The organism is Mangrovimonas sp. TPBH4 (assembly GCF_001280505.1).
Lineage (GTDB): Bacteria > Bacteroidota > Bacteroidia > Flavobacteriales > Flavobacteriaceae > Mangrovimonas_A.
This window is the reverse complement of the sequence record NZ_LBIO01000048.1, coordinates 1-23,569: the sequence shown is the minus strand read 5'-3', so window position 1 is coordinate 23,569 and position 23,569 is coordinate 1. Positions and strand designations below refer to the sequence as shown.

Genomic DNA, 23,569 nt, shown 5'->3' with positions numbered 1-23,569 from the left:
AACTATTAGTAAATGAAACAATATTATGTTGCAATGGCGCTTGCTGTGGTTTTCTCCTGCAAGAATCCGTCAAGTGAAAATGAGCAAGTAGCTAAAGAAATAACCCTAGAAAAAACAGAAAAAGCACCTGTGTTAAATCCTGAAGAAGCCAAAAGGCTATCTCAATTACCCTTACATTGTATGGATACTGAATATCCCAATAAATTAAATCAGGTGATTGGTGGTGATGAAGACCTGCGATCCCCAAAGGCATTGCATCCTGCATTTTATGGTTGTTTCGATTGGCATTCGGCGGTACATGGGCATTGGAGCTTGGTGAGTTTGTTGAAGAAATTTCCTGAGTTGGAAGGTGCTTCAGAGATAAAAGGAAAGCTACTGGAGCATATTTCCAAAGAGAACATTGCCCAAGAAATCGCTTATTTTTATGGCGAACATAACAAGACTTATGAACGGACTTACGGTTGGGCTTGGTTGTTGAAATTAGCAGAGGAGCTTCATACTTGGGATGATCCTGTTGCGAGAGAACTGGAAAGCAATCTGCAGCCATTGACAGATTTAATCGTGACGAAATATTTGGAGTTTCTTCCCAAATTGAATTATCCCATTAGGGTAGGAGAGCATCCAAACACCGCCTTTGGCTTATCCTTTGCCTATGATTATGCTTTAAGTGTGGGGCATATAGCTTTGAAAGAGTTGATTGAGGGTAGAGCCAAGGATTTTTATATGAATGATCAAGGGTGCCCTTTATCATGGGAGCCGGGAGGTTTTGATTTTTTGTCGCCTTGTTTGGAAGAGGCTGCTTTAATGAAGCGAATTTTGCCGAAAGAAATCTTTAAACCATGGTTGGCTGACTTTTTACCGCAACTAGTAGCGTCTAATTTTACTTTGGATGTCGGTAAGGTGTCTGATCGTTCAGATGGAAAATTAGTGCACTTGGATGGCGTGAATTTTTCAAGGGCTTGGAGTTTGATGAAAATATCAGAAGGGATTCCTGAATATCAACATTTACAGAACATCGCCTATAAGCATATCAATCATTCGCTGCCCTCTATTGTTGGAGATAGTTATGAAGGTGGGCACTGGTTGGGGAGTTTTGCCATTTATGCATTGAATTCTATTCATGAGTAAGTGGCTTAAGAACATTGGCCCAGGTCCTTTGGTAGCGGCTGCTTTTATTGGGCCTGGAACGGTAACCGTGTGTACCATTGCAGGGGTTCAGTTTGGTCTGGATTTGTTGTGGGCTATGGTTTTTTCTATTGTAGCTACCATAGTGTTGCAGGAAATGGCAGCTCGTCTGGGTATTGTGACGCAAAAGGGATTGGCAGATGTGTTGCAGAGTGAGATAAAGAACAAATTGGCTAAACGATTTTTAGTGCTTTTGGTGTTATCCGCGATTGTTGTCGGCAATACGGCTTATGAAGCAGGAAATATTAGTGGTGCGGTTTTGGGGTTGGAGGCTATGTTTGGAAAAATGAATCTTCAGTTTTTTGGATTTTCTTTTAATCTCCATGTGATCCTTGTTGGAATTTTAGCCTTTCTGTTGTTGTTTCAGGGAAGTTATAAGTTGTTGGAGAAAGTTCTTTTGGTAATGGTCATTCTTATGAGTGTATCGTTTTTGGCTGTTGCTGTGGTAACTCGTCCCAATATAGTGGACATTATAAAAGGGATTATTATGCTTAAGAGTCCTGAAGGAAGTTTGATGACCATTGTGGGGCTTATAGGGACTACTGTGGTGCCTTATAATTTGTTTTTGCATGCTTCATTGGCAAAAGAGAAATGGAAAGATATAGAGAGCTTAAAATTCGCGAGGACAGACACGGGTATTGCTGTGGTGTTAGGAGGAATGGTTTCCATGTGTGTAATTATTGCGGCGTCGGCCGTAAACGGTTTGGAAGTAACTAATGCAAGTGATTTAGCAAAAAGCTTGGAGCCCTTGTTTGGATCCTTTTCAAAATATGTGATTTCCATAGGTTTATTTGCAGCGGGAATCACCAGTGCTATTACAGCGCCTTTGGCGGCAGCTTATGTGGCCTGTGGGTGTTTCGGGTGGCCTTCAGACTTGAAATCCATACGGTTTAAGGTGGTTTGGGGCCTTGTGTTATTGGTTGGAGTTTTGGTTTCGATGGGAGGTTTTAATTTGATAGAAATCATTCGGTTTGCTCAATTTTCAAATGGGTTATTATTGCCGTTGATTGCAGGTTTTTTACTTTGGGCCATGAATAAAGCGTCCTTGTTGGGAACTTACAAGAATTCCATGTTTCAAAATAGTATGGGAATGATTATCTTAGTTGTGACCATCGTTTTGGGGTTGAAAAGTATATTGAAAGTTTTACAAGTGATATAATGGGGCGTTTTGTTGTGGATATTAATGTAGATGTGGGTGAAGGTTTGGGCAATGAGTCGCAGTTATTACCTTATATTTCGTCATGTAATATTGCTTGTGGGGGACATGCTGGTGATGAAGAGAGCATGCGTGAGGTGGTGAAGTTGGCCAAATTGTATAAAGTGAAGGTGGGGGCGCACCCTTCGTATCCCGACAAAGAAAATTTTGGCCGGGAATCCATAAAGATATCCTGCGCAGATTTATATACATCCCTTAAAAAGCAGGTGAGGAGCTTGACGAAAATTCTCTATCAAGAAAATGTCCCTTTGCATCATATCAAACCTCATGGTGCCTTGTACAATAAAGCAGCTGTAGATGTAAAGACCGCTCAGGTAATAATAGAGGTAATCAAAAGTATTGCGATGCCCGTGGCTTTATACGTGCCCTATAAATCTGTAATCGCCGATTTGGCTTCAAAGGAAAATATTAAAGTGACATTTGAGGCTTTCGCCGATAGGAATTACAATGATGATTTCACCTTGGTATCGAGGAAGGAACCTGATGCTATTATCGAATCTTCCGAGGCTGTTTTTGATCATGTTTACAACATGATTTTAACGCAAAAAGTAAAGACCATTTCTGGGGCTGAAATGGATCTAAAAGCTGATACGTTTTGTGTGCACGGCGACCATCCAAAGGCAGTAGAAATACTTCAGGAAATGACTGCCAAATTAAAGGTGAATAATGTGAAAATTTTATGATGTTATGAAGGGTTTTCAGTTGAAGTTTTTACCTTTCAATGAACGTTCTATTTTAGTGGAATGGCCGTCCCGTATTGATGAAGATATATTAAAAGATGTACTTTCGTTAAAAAATGGCATTCAGAAAAATCTTTCTAAAGTTATTGTTGAGATAATTCAGTCATACGGCTCATTATTAGTTATTTACGGTTTAACTATTGATGATTTCAATGGTGAAATTTTGAGGTTAAAATCACTATATGAATCCCAAGTTGATGATGTGGGTTTGGAATCTTTGGTTTGGGAAATTCCAGTTTGCTATGATACTAAATTTGGTTTAGATTTGAATGAAATTTCAGAAGAAAAAAAGTTAACAAAACAAGAGCTGATCCAACTGCATTCCCAGCCATTTTACACGGTTTATTTTATCGGGTTTTTACCCGGATTTTTATACTTGGGAGGATTGGATCATCAACTTCAGTTTCCACGAAAATCTTCACCAAGGATGAAGGTTGAAAAAGGAGCGGTGGCCATCGGTGGATATCAAACCGGGATTTACCCAAATGAAAGTCCGGGAGGGTGGAATATTATTGGAAATTCTCCCTTAGAATTTTTTAATCCGCATCAATCACCGCCCTGTTTTGTACAAGCGGGAGATCAAGTTCAGTTTGTTCCAATAGATATGCTGGAGTATGAAAAAATAAAAAGTGATGTGAATTCTGGAGTGTATCCACCTAAATTTAGGAAACGATTATGATTAGGGTTCTAAAGGCTGGATTGTATACTTCCGTACAGGATTTGGGGAGGTTTGGACATGGTAATTTTGGAGTGCCTGTTTCCGGGGTTATGGATGTGCAATCGGCAAAGTTTGCGAATGTACTTTTAGGGAATCCGGAACATGCGGCTGTTTTGGAGATTACAATGGTAGGTCCTGAATTGGAATTTACAGAGGTGACGAGTATTTGTATTGTTGGAGCCGAAATGGGTCCTAGGGTTAATGGAGCAGCTGTTAAGAACAATATAGCTATTAACGTTTTTCAAGGAGATCGATTGACTTTTGGACGATTGCAAAAGGGGATGAGGTGCTATTTGGCGGTTTTGGGAGGTGTTCAAACAGAATCCGTATTGGGAAGTCGGAGTATGTATTGGCCAGTGACGCTACAAAGTAGGGTTGAAAAAGGAGATGAGTTGAAGCTTATGGAGGCTAAGGAAACTTCTTTTAAAAGACATGCAGTTGTTAGGTTTGATGAATCCTATGTTGTTTCGGATACATTGGAGGTTTTAGAGGGGCCAGAGTTCAATGAGCTCTCCAAAGAGCAGCAAACCATCTTGTTTTCAAAAACATTTACAATTTCGAACCATAACAGCCGTATGGCTTATCAGTTGAATGAAACCCTTCCAAACGATTTAAATGCCATTATAACGGCTCCTGTGCTTCCTGGAACGGTGCAATTGACACCTTCAGGACAATTGATCGTGTTGATGCGGGATTGTCAAACTACGGGAGGCTATCCAAGGGTGTTGCAGCTTACGGAAGCTTCTATCAATTCACTGGCTCAGAAAACTACAGGTAATACCATAAGGTTTCGTTTGAAACCATGGAATTTGGATCGTTAATCTAGACAAGCATCCCAAAGTGGATCATTGGGCAAAGGAGCAGTAATGCATATAGCTTCTTTGGAAACCGGATGCGTAAATTCCAATTTTCGGGCATGTAAATGAATGCTGCCATCTGGATTGCTTCGGTCGAAGCCATATTTTAAATCTCCCTTGATTGGGCATCCAATACTAGATAATTGAGATCTAATTTGATGGTGACGGCCTGTTTTCAATTCAATTTCCAATAGGAAATAATTGTTCAATTGCTTAAGAACACTGTAGTGTAACACCGCTCTTTTGCTACCGTTGGTTTCCTTGTGGAATGCGGAAGATTTATTGTTTTTCGGATTCTTTTTTAACCAATGGATAAGGGTGTCCTCCGTTTTGGGAGGTTGATTTTTAACCAGAGCCCAATAGGTTTTGGAGGCACTTTTTTCTGAAAACAGTTTGTTAAGCCTTGGTAGTGCCTTACTGGTTTTTGCAAACAGCACAATGCCTGTAGTTGGTCTGTCCAAACGGTGGACCACTCCAAGATACACGTTTCCGGGTTTGTTGTATTTTGTTTTTAGATAAGCCTTAACAATGTCACTCAGCGGTGAATCTCCAGTTTTGTCGCCTTGTACCAAATCACCAGCACGTTTGTTAACCACAATAATGTGGTTGTCTTCATATAAAACCTGAAGATTTTCCGGCGTGGATATGGTTTTTGTGCCCACTAGACTGCAATTGAAAAGTTAGAACTTTAGTATTGTTCGTTGTCGTTAGGGAAATCAACTGCTTTTACATCGTCTACATATTGAGAAATGGCCGAAGTCATCTCTTCGTAAAGGTTCATGTAGCGACGTAAAAATCTTGGATTAAACTCATGGGTCATTCCCAACATATCGTGTAATACCAAAACCTGTCCGTCTACCCCATTTCCTGCACCAATGCCAATAACAGGAATGGAAACGCTTTCAGCAACTTCTTTGGCCAATTTTGCAGGGATTTTTTCCAATACAATGGCAAAACAACCAGCTTTTTCCAACATTAAGGCGTCTTCTTTAAGCTTTTTGGCTTCTTGCTCTTCTTTAGCTCTTACAGTATAGGTTCCGAATTTGTAAATAGATTGTGGCGTCAATCCTAAATGCCCCATAACAGGAATACCTGCATGAAGAATACGTTTGATAGAATCTTTAATTTCTTTACCACCTTCAAGTTTCACGGCATGTCCGCCACTTTCTTTCATGATTCTAATGGCAGACCTAAGGGCTTCCTTGGGATCACTTTGATAGCTTCCAAACGGTAAATCCACTACAACCAAAGCACGTTGCACAGCTCTAATTACAGACGAGGCGTGATAGATCATTTGATCTAAAGTGATAGGAAGGGTTGTTTCGTGACCTGCCATAACATTACTTGCAGAATCCCCAACAAGAATGATATCTATTCCAGCTCCATCAACAATTTTTGCCATGGTGTAGTCATAGGCTGTAAGCATGGAGATTTTCTCTCCGTTTTGCTTCATTTCAACCAAGGACTTAACCGTAATTCGTTTGTATTCTTTTTTAGCTACAGACATAGTGTTTTACATTTAGGAGATGCAAAAATAATGAGTTTAAATAAGAATTTATGCTATTAAAGCTATTATTCCTTTGTGCTGAAACGCTAAAACTTTGTTAACAGTCCGTTAGGTGAACTCCTACAGCCAAACCTCCTTCTGAAGTTTCTTTGTACTTGGAGTTCATGTCCTTTGCAGTTTCCCACATGGTGTTGACTACTTTATCCAATGGCACTTTTACATTGTTGGGGTCTGTGTCCAGGGCCAATTCAGCTGCATTAATGGCTTTAATGGCGCCCATTGAGTTGCGCTCGATACAAGGCACCTGTACCAATCCGCCAATAGGGTCGCAAGTAAGTCCCAAATGGTGTTCCATAGCAATTTCTGCAGCTACCAACACCTGTTCTGGGGTTCCTCCCAAAAGCTCGCAAAGAGCACCAGCGGCCATGGCAGAGGATACGCCTATTTCGGCTTGGCACCCACCCATTGCAGCTGAGATAGTGGCGCCTTTTTTAAAGATGCTGCCAATTTCTCCTGCCACCAAAAGGAAACGTTTTACATGTTCAAAATTAGCTTTGTGATTTTCAATTACCATATAGTACATCAATACGGCAGGAATTACCCCGGCACTACCATTGGTAGGGGCCGTAACGACACGTCCCAAGGAGGCGTTTACTTCATTTACTGCTAAAGCAAAACAACTTACCCATTTAAAGATCTGTCTAAATTTTACTTCTGTAAGCCGAATGGTCTCCAACCATTCCTGAGGTGTATTGTATGGAAGTTCTCCTTTTAGTTTTTGATGGGTATCGTAAGCGCGTCTTCTTACATTTAGGCCACCTGGCAGGTTTCCTTCGGTATGGCAACCTAGGTACATGCATTCCAACATGGTATCCCAAACGCGCTTCAATTCAGAATCAATAGCGTCTTCCTCTCGTATGGATTTTTCGTTTTCCAAAACCACTCCTGAAATTGGCAATTCCAATTGTTTGCAGAAATCCAACAGTTGGGTTCCTGTTTCAATGGGATAGGGGAAGGTGCAGTAAAAGATGATTTTATTGGCCTTGGCTATTTTGCGTTCTTCCTGAACTACAAATCCGCCGCCAATGGAGTAGTAGGTAGATTTGTAATTTCTTCCATTAATGGTCGCAGTAAAAGTGAGTGCATTGGCATGAAAGGGCAAAAATTTTCTATTGAATGTAATTCCTTCATTAAAATCAAAAGGGATCATTTTTTCGTTATTGAAACAAAGTGCTTTTGAGTTTTTTATGTTGGAGATGATCACATCAATGTCTTCGGTTGGAATGCGTTCCGGGTCGGCACCACTCAAACCTAAAAGCACAGCATAATCTGTGGCATGTCCTTTTCCTGTTAGGGAAAGGGAACCAAAAAGGTCAACTTTTACTTTTTCAACCTTATCAAATTTGTTTTTGTTTTTTAATTCTGCAATCCAACGTTCGGCAGCCCTCCACGGGCCAAGTGTGTGGGAACTAGACGGTCCCACACCAATTTTTAACATATCAAAAACACTAATGCACTCCATTTACGAAAACGTTATATTAAGGCTGCAAATATATAAGTTGTTTCAGCAAAGTTTAAGCCTTTGGAAATAAAAAAGTCCGAAATTAATTTCGGACTTGGTATTGTGTATTTTAATTGCTGAATTCTTATTGGACAAACTCCATGACTTCATCGTAATTTGTAACATCTATATTACTACTGTTCACAAAATCGACAGGAAGTATAACAATTCTAAAAATTTGATCTAAGGTGTCGCTAGGTAACAATTCATTAAAATTAAATGTTGCTGAAAAATCCATAAAGATGGTGACATAATCAAAATTGTGTTCAAAATTATATTGGAATTCACCAGAAGAAGTATAAATAGTTTCAGGAAGTAGTTTCCATACATCATAGCCATCTACCTGACCAATTAGGCGATAGACTAATACCATGTCAGATTCATATAAATCAATACTTAAAGGTATTTCTACTGTAGTTTGGTAGTTGTTTGCAGAGGTTAAATCCATAGTCCTCTCAAAGGACTGCCCAACAAAATAGACTCCATCTTGACCAGGAGGACCTGGAGGTCCCTGGTCTCCTTCACAAGCTGTAAACAGCAGGGAGGTAAACATTAAAAGAGCAAAAAGTTTTTTCATAATAATTCTTTTTTATTGAAACAATGATGTTATTAGATACTAAAGTTACTGAATTTAGGGAGAATGATTTATGGCTTGTATTGAAAAATAAAAGAGCCCTTCAATGAAGGGCTCTCAGAATAAGCATCTTAAACTAAAAATAGCGGCAGACTATTTTACGATGACTTTTTGGGTTTCACCTGTGTTGGTTTTTAACAGGTACGTTCCACTTGGTAAGTTAGGAATGTTAAAGCTTATGGTATTTGCTTTGTGGGCAATTTCTCTTCCCTGCAAATCAAATAAACGAACGCTTACTTGTTGGTTGAAATACAATATTTCATTGCCATTAACTGGATTAGGATACATTTTAAAAGTATTGCTGTTTGTTGATAATTCAGGAGTATCCAGAGTAGCACTCTCTACAGTATAGATACTGATGGTAGAGCTTACTTCGTTCGCCATGATTACTAAGCCGGAACCGTTAGGACTGTCTTCAGTGGGTACATAAATAATGCCTTCTGGTCCTAAATCGCCACCTTCGTCCTCTCCAAGAGTTCTGTTGTTTACATATTTTTGGAAGCTAGCATTGGCAGGATTGCTAATGTCATAAGTCATGAATCCTCCAACACGCTCCAAAGTGATAAAGGCGTAGTGAACTCCGTTGATTTCGGCAACGGTTACACCTTCTGGTTCTGGTCCTTTGTTGTCACTTCTATTTTTGAAATTATTATTGCTATTACTTACGTTGAACAATCCTCCGAACACAGGATCATTGGCAGTGTAACGTTCAAAATCATCGCCACTGTCAAACACTAATGCGCCTGTATTGGCATTCCAAATACTGAAAGAACGTGCTCCCAAAACATGGATTTCATCAAAGTCGCCATCATTGTCAATATCTCCTGTGGCATTGGTAACTGTCAACCTTCCCAAGTTTTCATCTAATTTCAAGAAATTTGCATCTGGAAAGACAGTCGGGTCAAGGTTGTAATCACTATCACCAACGCGCACTTCTTCTTCGAAAGTATCATACTCTCTGGCATCACCTTCATTGGCTGTTACCAAATACTCGGTTCCGTTCACTTGGTAGTAGGCCATGGCATCTGGCATGTACATTCCTTTTACAGGCCAGTTGCCCATAAAGATAAAATCGGTGTCGTCGCAAGCATCAAAAGTGTTGTTCGCTAAGCTGTGATCTTTTAAGCCTAGAGGGAAAATATCTGTAACCGTATTAGAGGTTAAGCTGATTTTAGCCACAGCATTGTTTTCCTGTAGGGTTACCCAAGCCGTTTGGGAATCTGCTGAAAATGTGATGTATTCTGGCTCCAAATCTTGAGACACTGAAGCATCTGGACCAAATACTCTAACGTTCTGTGCTTTTAAAGTTTCCAATTGGGAATCGAAGGCATTAAAGTTGATATGGCTGACATTGGTTTGAGTGATGTTGCCAAATCCGCCAGTAACATCGATAACCGAAATAGTACCTTCAGGGTCGATGGTGTAATCACTGTTCGGTTGTCCCTCGTTGGCCACCAAAACTTTAGTGCCGTCAGGAGAAAACGCAACCATGTCTGGTAGGTTTCCAACAACAACAGATGAAAGATTTTGTCCTTGCTTGTCCATAAAAACCACAACACCATCGGCGGCAGGTCCATTGGATACAGCAGCAGCTACAATATCATTATGAACCGCAACACTCGTTGGGCCTTCGGTTCCATAGGAAGATAAGTCCACAACAGCATACTCAGTGATGTTGTTGATGTCTGAAAGGTCTAGAATATTTACTTTTTTAGCGACAGAATTCAACACAAACAAACGTTGTGTATCGGCATCATAATCGCAAATTTCAGCAGAACCTAGAGCGTCCACCAAATAGCTTGTAGTAAAATTTATGTCGAGCGGAGATGCAGGGTATTCTAAACTTACATCGTTATCTGTAATGTAAACGCCTGTTACGGCATAAGCTCCCAAAGTAGCATTTGAAGGGTTGGTCAGTTCCAATAGGAATAACTCATCTGATTCGGCATCCAAATCATTAGTAATTGGAATTACCAATTCGATGCCTTCTGTAGAGTTGGCCGGGAATTGGATGTTTTGGTTGGAAAAAGTAAAATCGCTTCCTTCCGTTGCTGTCAATAATTCGGTTACCAAGGACACATCTACAGTGATAGGGTTGCTTGAAGCTGAAGAGATTTCAACCGTTACGGTTACTGAAGTTCCATCTTCCGAAATATTATAAGTAGTTGCTCCAAAGGAGATTTGTGGAGTTACTTCGGTAACAATATTATACACTCCTGGAGAAGCATAAACATTTTCGCCCAATGATTGCCCAACAAGATTGGTAGCAGAAGTCCAGTTGGTGCCTTCGTTGAAATCGGAATCAGGATTTAAAAGTTCTAAGGATGGACCATTACCGTCTACGTCTGTCGGCCAAGGAGCGTCGTCACTATATTCTACTTCGGAAATAACCGTGTTTTGAGAGTTTATAATTTGTAAAAGCTCCCCACCGTTTCCTAAAGCGTTGGAAATGCTTTGAGGCATGTCTAAAAATGTTACGCCGTAAAAGGCATCGGCAGTTGTTTTGTCTGTAGCTAGCAATACAACGGCTTCAGAAGCCAAGTCCATTTCAGGGAAAGTAAAGACAAAATTCGCCTCATCCTTCACTTGAATTCCTCCAAGAGCAATTGTAGAAGCAGAGTGGTTGTATATTTCAAGGAATTCCAAAGCGTCAGAATCATCAGAAGGCGCATTGTACATTATCTCCGTAATGATCAATCCGTTGCTTGTGTTATTGAAAAATAAATCCTCACTTACAAATTCCGATGCCATTGGATTGCCTTCGGTATCGTTAATGTTGTCAACAGTTACATTGTAAGCTGTACCAACAGCAAATCCAGCATGGGCAATGGTCGCTGTTTTAGAGGCGTCATCATAACTAACCGATGAAACGGTAAGAGAAGGTGAGATGCTATAATTGGATAGTGTTTCAGCAGTGGCAGAAGTTACACTTTCGGAGAATACCACTTCTAAAGTTGTCTGGTTAAGCACAGAAACATTTGTTACTGCGGGAGCAGTAACATCTTCAGTTGAAACTACAAAACTAGTCGTATTGAATGACAGGTCTGGGGCTATTCCATCATTGCTTTGGTCTCCACTGTCATCTTGGAAATCATAATTGGGCATGTCATTCAAGGCAAGCCAATAGCCGTTGATATCCAATCCTGTTCTTGGTCCGTTATAAGCACCAATATCGGTTCCGTCAGGATAGGTGATTGCAGTAGTACCATCTACTAAACCTGTGTTATCCAAAGAACCATAAGCAGAATTTGAATTGGCAATGGCAGCAATAAAGGTTGTGGGAACCCTAGGAGCGGTTCCGTGGAAGGCGAAAATAGCTTCGGAACTTCCCGAAACACCACCTGGTTCACCGGTAATGCTTCCGTGGGATACCGTTACAGAAATATCACTGATGGCATTAAAGGAAATGACAGTTCCCGCGTTGATAGTGGCAGTACCTGAATTCCATGAAAAATCGTTTTCATCGGTTCCGAATTGGGAGCCATCCCATTCAGAATCGGTAAAGTAAATGGTGGTGTTGGCAGGAATGTCCACAAAGGTCACCATGGCAAAATCATCATTGCCGTCGGCATTCAGGGCTGTAAATGCCATGTCACCGGTGTTTAGTTGTCCGTAAAACAACTGGCCAATGCATAGGCAGGCCAAGAGTAGAAGTTTTTTCATAAATATTGTTTTGATTTTAGATGCCGTGAAATTACAGGTCGAGTTTTCCTTTAAAATCAATACATTATTAAGAAAAGGTCAACTAAGTATAGGTTTGGAATCGTGGTTGCATGGCAATGTTAAGCCAGTGCTATGGAAATATTAAAATGAAGGCGAGGTGACATCGTGTCATATTTTTTTCCATGGCATAATCATTGACATATACCTCCTGAATTTAAAATTGAACATTCAACGCAACAAATAAAGAAATTAGTATTATGAGTAAAATTATTGGAATCGATTTAGGTACAACAAACTCCTGTGTTTCTGTAATGGAAGGTAGCGAGCCTGTTGTAATCCCAAACGCAGAAGGTAAGCGTACTACACCATCGGTTATTGCTTTTGTTGAAGGAGGCGAAATTAAAGTAGGTGACCCAGCCAAAAGACAAGCAGTGACCAACCCAACTAAAACTGTTTATTCTATTAAACGTTTTATGGGGAATAAATATTCTGAATCTAAAAAAGAAGCAGAACGCGTACCATATAAAGTAGTAAAAGGAGATAACGATACCCCACGTGTGGATATCGACGGACGTTTGTACACACCTCAAGAACTTTCCGCTATGATTCTTCAAAAAATGAAGAAAACTGCTGAAGACTACCTAGGACAAGATGTAACGCGTGCCGTAATTACAGTACCTGCCTATTTTAACGACTCTCAGCGTCAAGCTACCAAAGAAGCTGGTGAGATTGCAGGTTTAAAAGTGGAAAGAATTATTAACGAGCCTACGGCAGCTGCCTTGGCTTATGGATTGGACAAAAAGGGTCACGATCAAAAAATCGTCGTATTCGACTTTGGTGGAGGTACACATGACGTTTCTATCTTGGAATTGGGAGACGGAGTATTTGAAGTATTGTCTACTGATGGAGATACGCACTTAGGTGGTGACGACGTGGATGAGAAAATCATCAACTGGTTGGCAGAAGAGTTTAATGCTGAAGAAAACATGGATCTACGTAAAGATCCTATGGCATTACAACGTTTAAAAGAAGCTGCTGAAAAAGCTAAAATTGAGTTGTCATCTTCTGCACAAACAGAAATCAACTTACCTTATGTTACTGCTACCGCTAGTGGACCAAAACACTTGGTACGTACCTTGACGAAAGCTAAATTTGAGCAATTAATCGACGATTTGGTAAAGCGTACCATTGCACCTTGTGAGTCTGCATTGAAAGCGGCTGGTTTGTCTAAGAGTGATATCGACGAAATTATCTTGGTAGGTGGATCTACACGTATTCCTGCAGTTCAGGATGCTGTTGAGAAATTCTTCGGTAAAAAACCAAGTAAAGGTGTGAACCCAGATGAGGTAGTAGCTGTTGGTGCCGCTATTCAAGGTGGTGTATTAACAGGAGATGTTAAGGATGTATTGTTATTGGATGTTACGCCATTGTCTTTAGGTATTGAAACTATGGGTAATGTAATGACCAAGCTTATCGAGGCCAATACAACCATTCCTACCAAAAAGTCACAAGTGTTCTCTACAGCAGCGGATAACCAACCATCGGTTGAAATCCATGTGTTGCAAGGAGAGCGCCCAATGGCAGCAGACAACAAAACAATCGGTCGTTTCCACTTAGATGGTATTCCACCAGCAAAAAGAGGAACCCCACAAATTGAAGTGACCTTTGATATTGATGCCAACGGTATCATTAAAGTATCAGCTACAGATAAGGCAACCAATAAAACACAGGATATCCGTATTGAAGCTTCTTCAGGATTGACGGAGGAAGAAATCCAAAAGATGAAGCAAGAAGCTGAGGCCAATGCCGAAGCAGATGCTAAAGCTAAGGAGACTGCTGATAAATTGAACAGTGCCGATGCCATGATTTTCCAAACCGAAAGTCAGTTGAAGGAGTTTGGTGACAAATTATCTGAAGATAAGAAACAACCAATCGAAGATGCATTGGAAGAGTTGAAGAAAGCTTACGAAACCAAGGATATCGCGGTAATTGATCCTGCATTGGAGAAAATTAACGAAGCTTGGAAAGTAGCTAGCGAAGAAATGTACAAAGCACAAGCGGAAGCACAACAAAACGGAGCTGGAGCACAACCTGAAGGAAATGCAGGTGGCGATGCAGGAGAAAGCAACGATGTTGAAGACGTAGACTTTGAAGAAGTAAAATAACAAATTCCTTAGAAAGAAGGAATCTCAATAAAAACGCAACCAGAAATGGTTGCTTTTTTTGTTTTTTGGAAGGAGACTTTTAAAAATTGGGAGCATTTTGAAAGTTAAACGATGAGGGGTAGGTGAATAAAAATTGAATGTAAGTCTTTGTATTGTAGTTTATTAATAATAATCACATTTTTAATGTTAAAAAAAGCGAGATTAAGTGTTATTTTAACATTTTATTTTCGTTAAGTTTGGCTTTCAAATTTTATTAACCAATTACTAATTATTCAAAAAATTATGAAAAAACTTAGCCTATTATTTGCCGCAATGACATTATTGTTCGTTTCTTGTTCAAAGGACGATGATGACAATGGACCTAAAATTACAGCAGAAATTGCAGGAACTTGGACTTTGGAGTCATACAAGTATCAAGAGCACACTGTACAGTCTGTTATGGGACAATCCGCTACCACAGATCAGGTAGAGGAAGCCTATGATATCAACTATACTATGGTGTTTAGTGAAGAAACTAATGAAGTTGTTGGAGATGGATCTTACGGCTTGGAGATAACCACATCTATACAAGGTCAGCAAATGAATTCTTACGATGATGGTATTTCAGATTATTATGATGAAGGCACCTATGAAATGGCAGAAACTGTATTGACCTTAGATTTTTATGGAGATATTGAAGAATATGAAATATTAGAGTTGACGGCTTCTACCTTGAAAGTGAAAAGTGAATATACAGAAGATTTGGGATCTGGAACTGAAGTAACCTATACAACTACAACAACATTTTCTAGATAACGATTTTTAATTGTTATGAAAAACGCAACCATTTCTGGTTGCGTTTTTTATGAAGAACGTTATTTGTTAATGGTGTAATAAATAAATTATTGATAGCAAGTATGTTGAAAAATTCAGTATGAATTTTCTTAAAAAAATATAAAAATAAACTTTTTTTAACATTTCAATTCTGCTATGTTTGCCGCAAATTAAATTATTAACCAACTAAAAATTAAAATTATGAAAAAACTTAACCTATTGTTTGCATTTGTTACATTGTTATTTGTGTCATGTTCTAATGATGACAGTAATGATAATCCTGCTGTTATCACTGGAGAACTTACAGGGTCTTGGTCTATGTTAGAATATAACTATGAAGGAGAGACATCCTACGAGTATATGGGCCAGTCAGTATCCTCAGATGTTGTAGGAGAGGCATATGAAATTGATTATATTTGGACGTTTACAGAAACTCCCAACGAAGTAATTGCAGACGGAGCTTTTGGGCTAGAGGTAACTGCGACTAGCCAAGGAGTTAGCCAAACCCAAGATTACGGTATGGTTGGACAATACTTGGAAGGAACTTGGGAAATGGAAGGAGATGTTATCACGATAACTAGTGGGGAGTTAATTCAAGAATTTGTGATTTTAGAAATGACTGATACCATGATGAAATTGAAAAGCACTATTTCAGATACTCAAAATCAACAAGGGTATGAGGTAACAACAAATATGACTACTTTTCAAACGTTTGTTAGGGAAGAGTAATAAAAAAGAAAATAAGGACTTAAAAACGCAACCATTTCTGGTTGCGTTTTTTGTTACACCAAATTCAATTAAAACCCATAATTTTGAGGTCTATTTCAGAGCTATGTCATTTTCTAAAAATATAAAGTCTAATTATCAGCCCAAGCGTTTGGCGGTCAAGTTGAATGTTAAAGGGGAGCAGTTTGTGGTTAAAGGTCATCCGTGGGTGTTTTCAAACAGTATTGTAAAGATTAATGAGGATGCAAAATCTGGAGATTTAGCTATTGTTTTCAGTAAAAACAAGAATAAGTTAATAGGATTGGGGCTGTACGATGCTAATTCTCCAATTCGTATAAAAATGTTGTATAGCGGAGTTGAAAAGGTAGAGGTTAATGCTGTTTTTTTTCAAAAGAAAATTGAGGAAGTTTACGCAAAACGCTATGACCTGTTGCAGACAAATACCAATAGTTACCGATTGATTTTTGGAGAAAATGATGGGTTTCCAGGGTTGATTGCCGATGTGTATGCTTCGGTGTTGGTAGTGAAGTTATATTCTGAAATTTGGCTACCTTATTTAGAAACTATTTTGCCAATGATGCGGGAAGTGTCTAGTGTGGATACTGTAGTGATTCGGCTAAGCCGAAACCTTCAAAACATTCCCAACCAAAATCTAGTTGATGGCTCTGTAATCTATGGTGTGTTGGAGAATGAGGTTGTGGAATTTATAGAACATGGTGTGAATTTTTCTGCCAATGTTATCAAAGGGCATAAAACAGGCTATTTCTTAGATCATCGAGCCAATAGAAAACAGGTGGGTGAATGGAGTAAAGGTAAGACCGTCTTGGATGTGTTTTCGTATGCGGGGGGATTTTCGGTACATGCGCTTTACAATGGTGCTACTTCGGTAACCAGTTTGGATATTAGTAAGCAGGCTTTGGAAGTGGCATTGGCCAATGGAAAATTAAATGAGTATTCGGGAGTGCATAACACCATCGCAGGAGATGCGTTCAAAGAATTGGAAAATTTAATACATCAAGGAGATACATTTGATGTGGTAGTGATTGACCCACCAAGTTTTGCCAAGCAGGCGTCAGAAGTGGATTTGGCAAAAAAGAAATATGCACAATTGGCAACCTTGGGAGTGCAGTTAACCGCAAAAAATGGCCTCTTGGTTTTGGCATCCTGTTCTTCAAGAGTAGTAGCTCAGGCCTTCTTTGATATCAACAATCAAGCATTAAGTAAGGCAGGGAGGAAGTTTAAATTGATCTTAAAAACGCAACACGACATTGACCACCCTGTAAACTTTCCGGAGGGAGCCTACTTGAAATGTGGGTATTATCGATTTATAGATTAGAAATTGACTTTTTGTTATGCGCGCATAGTAAAATGCTTATATTTGTTGTATAAGCAAACTATATGACATCCCCACTTACAGAAATTTTAGGTATTAAATACCCAATTATTATGGCACCCATGTTTTTGGTGTCCAATGTTGAAATGGTAAAAGAAGCCATGCAGGAAGGCATTGCCGGTTGTATTCCTGCATTGAATTATAGAACACTTCCAGAATTGCAGGAAGCAATAAAGGAACTGAAGGCTGCAAAACCAAAAGGAGGTGCCTATGGTTTTAATTTGATTGTCAATAAATCCAACGTAAAATATAGGGAGCAGTTACAATTGCTGTGCGAAGAAGGTTGCGATTTTATCATCACTTCTTTGGGAAGTCCTGAAGAAACCATTCGAGAAGCTCATAAACATAACATAAAAGTATTTTGTGATGTTACGGATTTAACCTACGCCAAAAAAGTAACGGAATTGGGCGCAGATGCCGTCATTGCCGTTAACAATCAAGCAGGTGGACATCGGGGTGAAGTGCCGCCTCAGGAACTCATTGAAGAGATTAAAACATATTGCAATATCCCAGTGATTTCGGCTGGTGGGGTTGGTACGAAAGCACATGTAGATGAAATGTTGAAATACGGTGCAGCAGGAGTTTCGGTAGGAAGTCCATTTATTGCTTCAAAAGAAGCTGGAGTAACTCAAGAATACAAACAGGCCTGTGTAGATTATGGTAAAAATGATATTGTGATGACGGAAAGAATATCGGGCACACCTTGTACCGTCATCAACACACCCTATGTACAAAAAATAGGAACCAAAGCCACTTGGTTGGAAACGGTTTTGAATAAAAACAAAAAGCTTAAGAAGTGGGTGAAAATGTTTCGTTTTTATTTAGGAATGAAAGCTACTGAGAATGCGGCGCTCAAAGCAACCTATAAAACAGTATGGGTGGCGGGACCTAGTATAGAATACACAAATGAAATTTTACCTGTAAAGGATATTGTAAGAAGGTTGACACATTGAAAGATAGTTAAGTATTATAAAAAAAGGGAAACATTTAGTTTCCCTTTTTTTATTGGAATATTAAAACCTATTGTTTTATCAATTTCGTAGTAGCTTGTTTGCCTGTTGTGGTAGAAGTTTTTAGGATGTAATTACCTTGAGCCAAGGAAGAAATATTGATTTCTTCGATAAGGCTGTTCGCCGTGTGGTTCAGTACAACCTGACCTAACAAGTTAAAAATAGTGATGTCTGAAATTTGCTCTCCAGCTTCTACGGTCACCACATTGGTGGCAGGATTTGGATATACTGACAATTGTTCCAACTCATAATTAGGAGCGGATAAGGTAGCTTCATAGGTTACGGTAATGGTCCAAGTATTGTTGTCTACTTTGTTATAAGTTGTGGTGCAGCCTGTATCTGCTCCAGGTGATGTCCAAGTTCTCCAACCCCTTAGTTCAAATTCCACATCACCTGTAGTGCCATTTGCAATATCTAGATTACTTCGACTGTAGGCATAAGTTCCTCCTTGTCCAAGTCCAGAATGGACTTGAGATTCTGTATTTCCAGTTGTATTACAAACTAGAATTGATTTTTGTTCAGACATGTATCCGGAATTATTACTAGTCATATTATAACTTACATCAACATTTGCTATTTGATATCCTTCGGGGATAGAAATAGTTAATATACCAGGACATGTGGTACTTGAAGATGTAGTTGGCGAGTCTAAATGTAAAGTAGATATGTCTCCATCAGAATAGGTGGCACTTACCTGGCCAGGTGTAAAACTCACCAGTTCCCATGTTCCTAAATCATCAGTTCCACAGTTGGTACGGATCCAGAAATAATAAATTGTTCCTGTAGTTAAGTCAGAAAGAGATAAAGATGTTTCAGTAGCAGCCAAATTGGCGGTTGGCTCTGTCGTTTCGTCTGGAGCAATACTATCCGTAGTTAAATAGTAATCTATTCCATTAGCAGGTGCTGTAGCGGGTGAATCCCAAGAAATCTCTGCTGTAGTTGCTGTGGCAGAAGCTTCTAGATTAGATATTGGTAAACATGATGGTGCTAATTCAGCTGAAATAGCCATGATATTCAGCACACTATTATCATCAGTAGTTTTCGATATTTCAATACTTTCGATAGTTTTTCCATAGTTTTCTGGAAGAATATCTAATTGTACTTGGTAAAGTCTAGGGTTTCCTGTATTTGTATGGATTTCGTCATCAATTCTGTTGACTCTTCCAAATCCAGATAATGCAATAGGCTGAACATTACTGTTAAACCAATCAGGCATCTGGGATCCGTTGAAAATCTGTACGGAGGCGTCAGTAAACGTTACAATTGTTGTAAATTGCGTACTCCCGCTTCCTGTGGTTCCTACCACAAATAATTTGGAAGCCTGTACGTCGTTTGTGAATGTTAGCGTCCCACTATTCCCTTGGGTGACTATTCTTAAAGAGTTGTTGGATGCAAAATCTGCTAATTGAAAACTAATATCAAGGGTTGCTTCAGAATTAAATAGTCCATCGGCAGGCAATGCGAAATCAAAATTGGAAGTGCCGGTAGGATCAAAATCGGTACTCATAAAACACCAATTGGCATCATCAGCGGCGGCTGTGGTTGAAGCCATGGCTGTAGTTGCACCATTTGCGACAATATCCGCTGTAAATCCAGAATCTACAATTAAGGGCTCGTATTCTTGAGCATTTAGCATTAATGAGGTTCCTAAAAAGGCACTTAAAAATAGGTTGGGTAATTTTACATTCATAAATAGTTGAATTAATGTGTTTTGTTAATAATACTTAGGTTGCTTTTATTTCCCTCAAATATAGAAACATTCTTTAATTTTAATGAAATATCTTACATAATAATAGTAGAATTTGATGTCAGGGTTTGATTTGATAAGTTTTATTGATTTGTAGTGTACTCTATTAAAAATGATTCTTGTGAGTTATGGGAATGCTTATCTTTAGCTACGTAAAACAATGTATTGGTTTAAAAACTGTGAAAGATGCTTTATTACTATGAAAAGAAGTGACCCACCAATTATAATAATTCAGGAATTTGAGGTACCTGTTGCTCAAGTTTGGAAGGCTATTACAGAGCACAAGCAGATGTTGCAATGGTTTTTTGAAAATATACCAGAATTTAAAGCTGAAAAAGGGTTTCATACTCAATTTAATGTGAAGGCCCCGAGTAGGGATTTTTTACATCTGTGGACTATTGAAGAAGTGCTTCCGAATAAAAAACTTGTGTACAGATGGCGATATCAAGATTTGGATGGGGATTCATATGTTACATTTGAACTTATCCCTATCGATGTTAGTAAAACACAACTGATCCTAAGCGTAACTATTATTGAGGATTTTCAAGAAGGGATTCCAGAGTTTTCAAGAGAAAGTTGTTTAGAGGGCTGGCAATATTTTATTAATGAGAGTTTGAAGGCCTATTTGGACAAGTGAAATCAATGAATGTTATTTCTTTCAAATTGATTTGTTATTATGAAATTTCGTATTGTATTTGTCTGAATATTAATTTTGTATATGTTTTTTCTTACCGATAAATAACGTTTAACTTTTTATTGTTCAGTTGATAGAAGATTTATTTTTGTGAATTAATTTTTTTTAAATTCGTTTGTTGTAATAATTCCCAAAGCATTTTTTAGTGAAAAATTTAAGTTGATTAATAGCCCGTCAACCTAAATTTACTCAGAATAAGAACAGACTAATGTTTGGTTTTTAAACTTTAAAAACTAACCATTATGAATAACAATGCTATCAATTCAAGTAAAAACACCCCAAACTTTCTCATTCAAAAACTACATCATAAAGTCAATATACCATTGGTAATTATATTGACTTTTTTGTTTTCAAGTAGTTCAGTCTCATATGCGCAATGTATAGAAAGTGCACTTTGTGCGGATCAAAGCGTGACTGTAGATGTAGATGCCTTACCGTTTTGCGATGAAGGAACCACGGGTATTTCAGGAGATATTAATGGCTCAGGTTGTGAGATTCTAAGTGACCTAGATAATGAGGGGAGTGATCTTCTTAATTGTTATGAATTTGTGTTTGTGAGACAGGAACAATCCGTAACTGAAAGCTTTACATTTGATGTAGGGCAAGGGCAAGGTTGTAATGGAGAATTGGATGCTTCCTATTATTTTTATGACGGGATTAACTGTACGCCTTTATCCAGTGGAGGTTCGCAAACAACCATCACTTTTGATTTTCCCGATAATGTCAATGAAGTATACCTTTATCTCTGCGTAAACTCCAATGCCAATGTGTCCATTTGTAATATTTGTAGAGAGCGGCCTCCTTGTGTGTTGGATTTAACCTGTGTTGGGGATACAGATATCAATGGAAATTATTGTGATGGAGATCCATGTAATTTGCCTGTAGCTTTTCAGAATCCATCTGATGTTTTCGTCATTTCTGAAGACTGTGAGTTAGAGTTTCAGATGAGTTTTGAAGATCAAGGTGAAACAGATTGTATAGATCTTAATGATGATAATACCATTTCAGTAACGAGAACCTATACTTTAGAATATTACGACCCTGTAGATGATGCTTTTTATTATGCCTCGGAATGTGAGCAAAGCATTGTGTTGACTCAGGAGAATTGCTGCGTCGAGCCTAATTTGGAAGTTACTCCAGGTTCAGTTTGTGCAGAGGGGCAGTCAAGTGTAGATTTAGAAAGCCTTGTTACAACCGACCAAGGAGCATTGGTAAGTTTTCATGAAACTTTGGAGGATGCCCAAAATAATACAACTGAATTGACCGATACACAGGTAAGTCCTTTGGAGGAAACTTCCTTTTTTGTAAGAAGTCAGGTTTCTGAGGATTGTTACACTATTCAGGAATTAGTAATTTCTATCAATCCTCTACCGGATGTAAATGCAGGTCTTGATAAAATTCTTACCTGTTCTATCTCAGAAGTGACACTGGATGGGTCAAGTAGCACGCCAAATGTAAGTTTTGAATGGAGTGGCCCTGGTGGCTATATGTCTACTGATGCTACTCCTGCAGTTTCCCTTTTCTTGAATGCTTCAGGGACCTATACCTTAACGGTGACCGATGAAAATGGTTGTACGGCCTCAGATACAGTGGAGGTAGTTTTGGGGAATTCAGCACCAGATGTTAATGCGGGACCAGATAAACTACTGACCTGTGAGGTTTTTGAAGTAACCTTGGAAGGATCCAGTAGCACACCAAATGTGAGCTATGAATGGAGTGGTCCAAATGGATTTTCGTCTTCAGAACAGAACCCAAGTATTTCAATTTTTGATGCTCCTGGAATTTATACTCTTACAGTAACAGGTGAAAATGGGTGTACGGCCTCAGATACGGTGGAGGTAACATTGGATACAATTCAACCACAGGTAGGCTGTCCAGAAGATATGGTTTTGTGTAGTGATGATAATCCTGTTGGTCTAAGTGGTGGAACTCCAGAAAATGGCACCTATAGCGGTGCTGGAGTTGTTGAAGGGGTTTTTGATCCATCTGAAGTATCACCAGGAATTTATGAAATTACTTATTCTTACACAGCGGCCAATGGTTGTAGTAACTCTTGTGACTTTATGATTGAAGTAACTCAAGAGCCTGCGCCGATTGAGACGATTGTGAACATCTGTTCCGACGAGGAGTATTTGTGGTCCGTCAACGGGGAAACCTATACAACGGCCCAGGACATCACGATAGAGGGCGAGGACTGTGCTGCTGACCAGCGCCTGGTGCTAACGGTGACACCGGAGCCAGCGCCTGTAGTGACGGAGGTCAACATCTGTTCGGACGAGGAATATTTGTGGTCTGTCAATGGGGAGACCTATACAACGGCCCAAGACATCACGATAGAGGGCGAGGACTGTGCAGCCGACCAGCGCCTGGTGCTAACGGTGACACCGGAGCCAGCGCCTGTAGTAACGGAGGTGAACATCTGTTCCGATGAGGAGTATTTGTGGTCCGTTAATGGGGAGTCCTATACAACGGCCCAGGACATCACGATAGAGGGCGAGGACTGTGCTGCCGACCAGCGCCTGGTGCTAGCGGTGACACCGGAGCCAGCGCCTGTAGTAACGGAGGTCAATATCTGTTCGGATGAGGAATATTTGTGGTCCGTTAATGGGGAGTCCTATACAACGGCCCAGGACATCACGATAGAGGGCGAGGACTGTGGGGCTGACCAGCGCCTGGTGCTAACGGTGACACCGGAGCCAGCGCCTGTAGTAACGGAGGTGAACATCTGTTCGGATGAGGAGTATTTGTGGTCCGTTAATGGGGAGTCCTATACAACGGCCCAGGACATCACGATAGAGGGCGAGGACTGTGCAGCCGACCAGCGCCTGGTGCTAGCGGTGACACCGGAGCCAGCGCCTGTAGTAACGGAGGTCAATATCTGTTCGGATGAGGAATATTTGTGGTCCGTTAATGGGGAGTCCTATACAACGGCCCAGGACA

18 protein-coding genes are annotated in these 23,569 nt (G+C 39.6%); 12 read left to right on the top strand and 6 right to left on the bottom strand.

What is annotated here, in order from left to right; genetic code table 11:
* Positions 1 to 12 precede the first annotated feature (12 nt).
* Genes ZA05_RS08700 through ZA05_RS08680 form a run of 5 tightly spaced genes read left to right on the top strand, consistent with a single transcriptional unit; the run spans position 13 to position 4,680 of the window.
* Positions 13 to 1,128: a DUF2891 domain-containing protein gene (locus tag ZA05_RS08700; RefSeq protein ID WP_053991309.1), complete on the top strand. Its 1,116-nt coding sequence runs from the start codon at positions 13 to 15 to the stop codon at positions 1,126 to 1,128.
* Positions 1,121 to 2,344: an Nramp family divalent metal transporter gene (locus ZA05_RS08695; protein ID WP_053991308.1), complete on the top strand. Its 1,224-nt coding sequence runs from the start codon at positions 1,121 to 1,123 to the stop codon at positions 2,342 to 2,344. The genes ZA05_RS08700 and ZA05_RS08695 overlap by 8 nt, the downstream gene beginning before the upstream one ends.
* The gene (gene pxpA, locus ZA05_RS08690; RefSeq protein ID WP_053991307.1) at positions 2,344 to 3,084 is read left to right on the top strand and encodes a 5-oxoprolinase subunit PxpA; all 741 of its coding nucleotides are present in this window, start codon (positions 2,344 to 2,346) and stop codon (positions 3,082 to 3,084) included. The genes ZA05_RS08695 and pxpA overlap by 1 nt, the downstream gene beginning before the upstream one ends.
* Positions 3,085 to 3,088: 4 nt before the next feature.
* Positions 3,089 to 3,820: a 5-oxoprolinase subunit PxpB gene (gene pxpB / locus ZA05_RS08685; RefSeq protein WP_053991306.1), complete on the top strand. Its 732-nt coding sequence runs from the start codon at positions 3,089 to 3,091 to the stop codon at positions 3,818 to 3,820.
* On the top strand, positions 3,817 to 4,680 hold the full coding sequence (locus tag ZA05_RS08680; protein ID WP_053991305.1) for a biotin-dependent carboxyltransferase family protein: 864 nt from the start codon (positions 3,817 to 3,819) through the stop codon (positions 4,678 to 4,680). Before pxpB ends, ZA05_RS08680 begins: the two co-directional genes overlap by 4 nt.
* Here ZA05_RS08680 and ZA05_RS08675 read toward each other — a convergent pair.
* The 5 genes from ZA05_RS08675 to ZA05_RS08655 all read right to left on the bottom strand — a co-directional run bounded on the left by ZA05_RS08675 (position 4,677) and on the right by ZA05_RS08655 (position 12,081).
* Complete coding sequence (locus ZA05_RS08675; protein WP_053991304.1) at positions 4,677 to 5,378, bottom strand: RluA family pseudouridine synthase; 702 nt, start codon at positions 5,376 to 5,378, stop codon at positions 4,677 to 4,679. The two genes, ZA05_RS08680 and ZA05_RS08675, sit on opposite strands and share 4 nt — an antisense overlap.
* A 26-nt stretch (positions 5,379 to 5,404) precedes the next feature.
* Positions 5,405 to 6,223 (bottom strand): 3-methyl-2-oxobutanoate hydroxymethyltransferase, encoded by an 819-nt coding sequence (gene panB, locus ZA05_RS08670; protein WP_053991303.1) that lies wholly within the window; start codon positions 6,221 to 6,223, stop codon positions 5,405 to 5,407.
* 97 nt (positions 6,224 to 6,320) lie between these two features.
* Positions 6,321 to 7,745, bottom strand: a complete 1,425-nt coding sequence (locus tag ZA05_RS08665) for an L-serine ammonia-lyase (protein WP_053991302.1) — start codon at positions 7,743 to 7,745, stop codon at positions 6,321 to 6,323.
* Positions 7,746 to 7,869: 124 nt separating this feature from the next.
* A complete protein-coding gene (locus ZA05_RS08660; RefSeq protein WP_053991301.1) occupies positions 7,870 to 8,361 on the bottom strand; it encodes a hypothetical protein in 492 nt (163 codons plus the stop codon).
* Positions 8,362 to 8,511: 150 nt separating this feature from the next.
* On the bottom strand, positions 8,512 to 12,081 hold the full coding sequence (locus ZA05_RS08655) for a choice-of-anchor I family protein (protein ID WP_053991300.1): 3,570 nt from the start codon (positions 12,079 to 12,081) through the stop codon (positions 8,512 to 8,514).
* Between the two features lie 257 nt (positions 12,082 to 12,338).
* On the opposite strand from ZA05_RS08655, the gene dnaK reads away from it, so the two are divergent.
* From dnaK to ZA05_RS08630, 5 genes are all read left to right on the top strand, one after another.
* On the top strand, positions 12,339 to 14,246 hold the full coding sequence (dnaK, locus tag ZA05_RS08650) for a molecular chaperone DnaK (RefSeq protein WP_053991299.1): 1,908 nt from the start codon (positions 12,339 to 12,341) through the stop codon (positions 14,244 to 14,246).
* Positions 14,247 to 14,528: 282 nt separating this feature from the next.
* A complete protein-coding gene (locus ZA05_RS08645; protein ID WP_053991298.1) occupies positions 14,529 to 15,041 on the top strand; it encodes a lipocalin family protein in 513 nt (170 codons plus the stop codon).
* A 219-nt stretch (positions 15,042 to 15,260) separates the two neighbouring features.
* On the top strand, positions 15,261 to 15,788 hold the full coding sequence (locus ZA05_RS08640) for a lipocalin family protein (protein WP_053991297.1): 528 nt from the start codon (positions 15,261 to 15,263) through the stop codon (positions 15,786 to 15,788).
* Positions 15,789 to 15,891: 103 nt separating this feature from the next.
* Complete coding sequence (locus tag ZA05_RS08635; protein WP_053991361.1) at positions 15,892 to 17,121, top strand: class I SAM-dependent rRNA methyltransferase; 1,230 nt, start codon at positions 15,892 to 15,894, stop codon at positions 17,119 to 17,121.
* Positions 17,122 to 17,183: 62 nt separating this feature from the next.
* Entirely contained in the window at positions 17,184 to 18,131 is a 948-nt protein-coding gene (locus ZA05_RS08630) for a nitronate monooxygenase family protein (RefSeq protein ID WP_053991296.1), read from the top strand.
* Positions 18,132 to 18,198: 67 nt separating this feature from the next.
* Here the strand turns inward: ZA05_RS08630 and ZA05_RS08625 are convergent, their stop codons facing one another.
* On the bottom strand, positions 18,199 to 19,878 hold the full coding sequence (locus tag ZA05_RS08625; protein ID WP_053991295.1) for a T9SS type A sorting domain-containing protein: 1,680 nt from the start codon (positions 19,876 to 19,878) through the stop codon (positions 18,199 to 18,201).
* 256 nt (positions 19,879 to 20,134) lie between these two features.
* Here ZA05_RS08625 and ZA05_RS08620 point away from each other — a divergent pair, with 256 nt between their 5' ends.
* Both ZA05_RS08620 and ZA05_RS08615 read left to right on the top strand, forming a co-directional pair.
* The gene (locus ZA05_RS08620) at positions 20,135 to 20,572 is read left to right on the top strand and encodes an SRPBCC domain-containing protein (RefSeq protein ID WP_053991294.1); all 438 of its coding nucleotides are present in this window, start codon (positions 20,135 to 20,137) and stop codon (positions 20,570 to 20,572) included.
* Between the two features lie 299 nt (positions 20,573 to 20,871).
* Positions 20,872 to 23,569, top strand: a 2,698-nt coding sequence (locus tag ZA05_RS08615; RefSeq protein WP_197276073.1) for a hypothetical protein, incomplete at its 3' end; no start/stop codon positions are given.

Coding starts and splice junctions, on each gene's coding strand:
- ZA05_RS08700 (WP_053991309.1), top strand. CDS start 13: ATGAAACAATATTATGTTGCAATGGCGCTTGCTGTGGTTTTCTCCTGC.
- ZA05_RS08695 (WP_053991308.1), top strand. CDS start 1,121: ATGAGTAAGTGGCTTAAGAACATTGGCCCAGGTCCTTTGGTAGCGGCT.
- pxpA (WP_053991307.1), top strand. CDS start 2,344: ATGGGGCGTTTTGTTGTGGATATTAATGTAGATGTGGGTGAAGGTTTG.
- pxpB (WP_053991306.1), top strand. CDS start 3,089: ATGAAGGGTTTTCAGTTGAAGTTTTTACCTTTCAATGAACGTTCTATT.
- ZA05_RS08680 (WP_053991305.1), top strand. CDS start 3,817: ATGATTAGGGTTCTAAAGGCTGGATTGTATACTTCCGTACAGGATTTG.
- panB (WP_053991303.1), bottom strand. CDS start 6,223: ATGTCTGTAGCTAAAAAAGAATACAAACGAATTACGGTTAAGTCCTTG.
- ZA05_RS08665 (WP_053991302.1), bottom strand. CDS start 7,745: ATGGAGTGCATTAGTGTTTTTGATATGTTAAAAATTGGTGTGGGACCG.
- ZA05_RS08660 (WP_053991301.1), bottom strand. CDS start 8,361: ATGAAAAAACTTTTTGCTCTTTTAATGTTTACCTCCCTGCTGTTTACA.
- ZA05_RS08655 (WP_053991300.1), bottom strand. CDS start 12,081: ATGAAAAAACTTCTACTCTTGGCCTGCCTATGCATTGGCCAGTTGTTT.
- dnaK (WP_053991299.1), top strand. CDS start 12,339: ATGAGTAAAATTATTGGAATCGATTTAGGTACAACAAACTCCTGTGTT.
- ZA05_RS08645 (WP_053991298.1), top strand. CDS start 14,529: ATGAAAAAACTTAGCCTATTATTTGCCGCAATGACATTATTGTTCGTT.
- ZA05_RS08640 (WP_053991297.1), top strand. CDS start 15,261: ATGAAAAAACTTAACCTATTGTTTGCATTTGTTACATTGTTATTTGTG.
- ZA05_RS08635 (WP_053991361.1), top strand. CDS start 15,892: ATGTCATTTTCTAAAAATATAAAGTCTAATTATCAGCCCAAGCGTTTG.
- ZA05_RS08630 (WP_053991296.1), top strand. CDS start 17,184: ATGACATCCCCACTTACAGAAATTTTAGGTATTAAATACCCAATTATT.
- ZA05_RS08625 (WP_053991295.1), bottom strand. CDS start 19,878: ATGAATGTAAAATTACCCAACCTATTTTTAAGTGCCTTTTTAGGAACC.
- ZA05_RS08620 (WP_053991294.1), top strand. CDS start 20,135: ATGAAAAGAAGTGACCCACCAATTATAATAATTCAGGAATTTGAGGTA.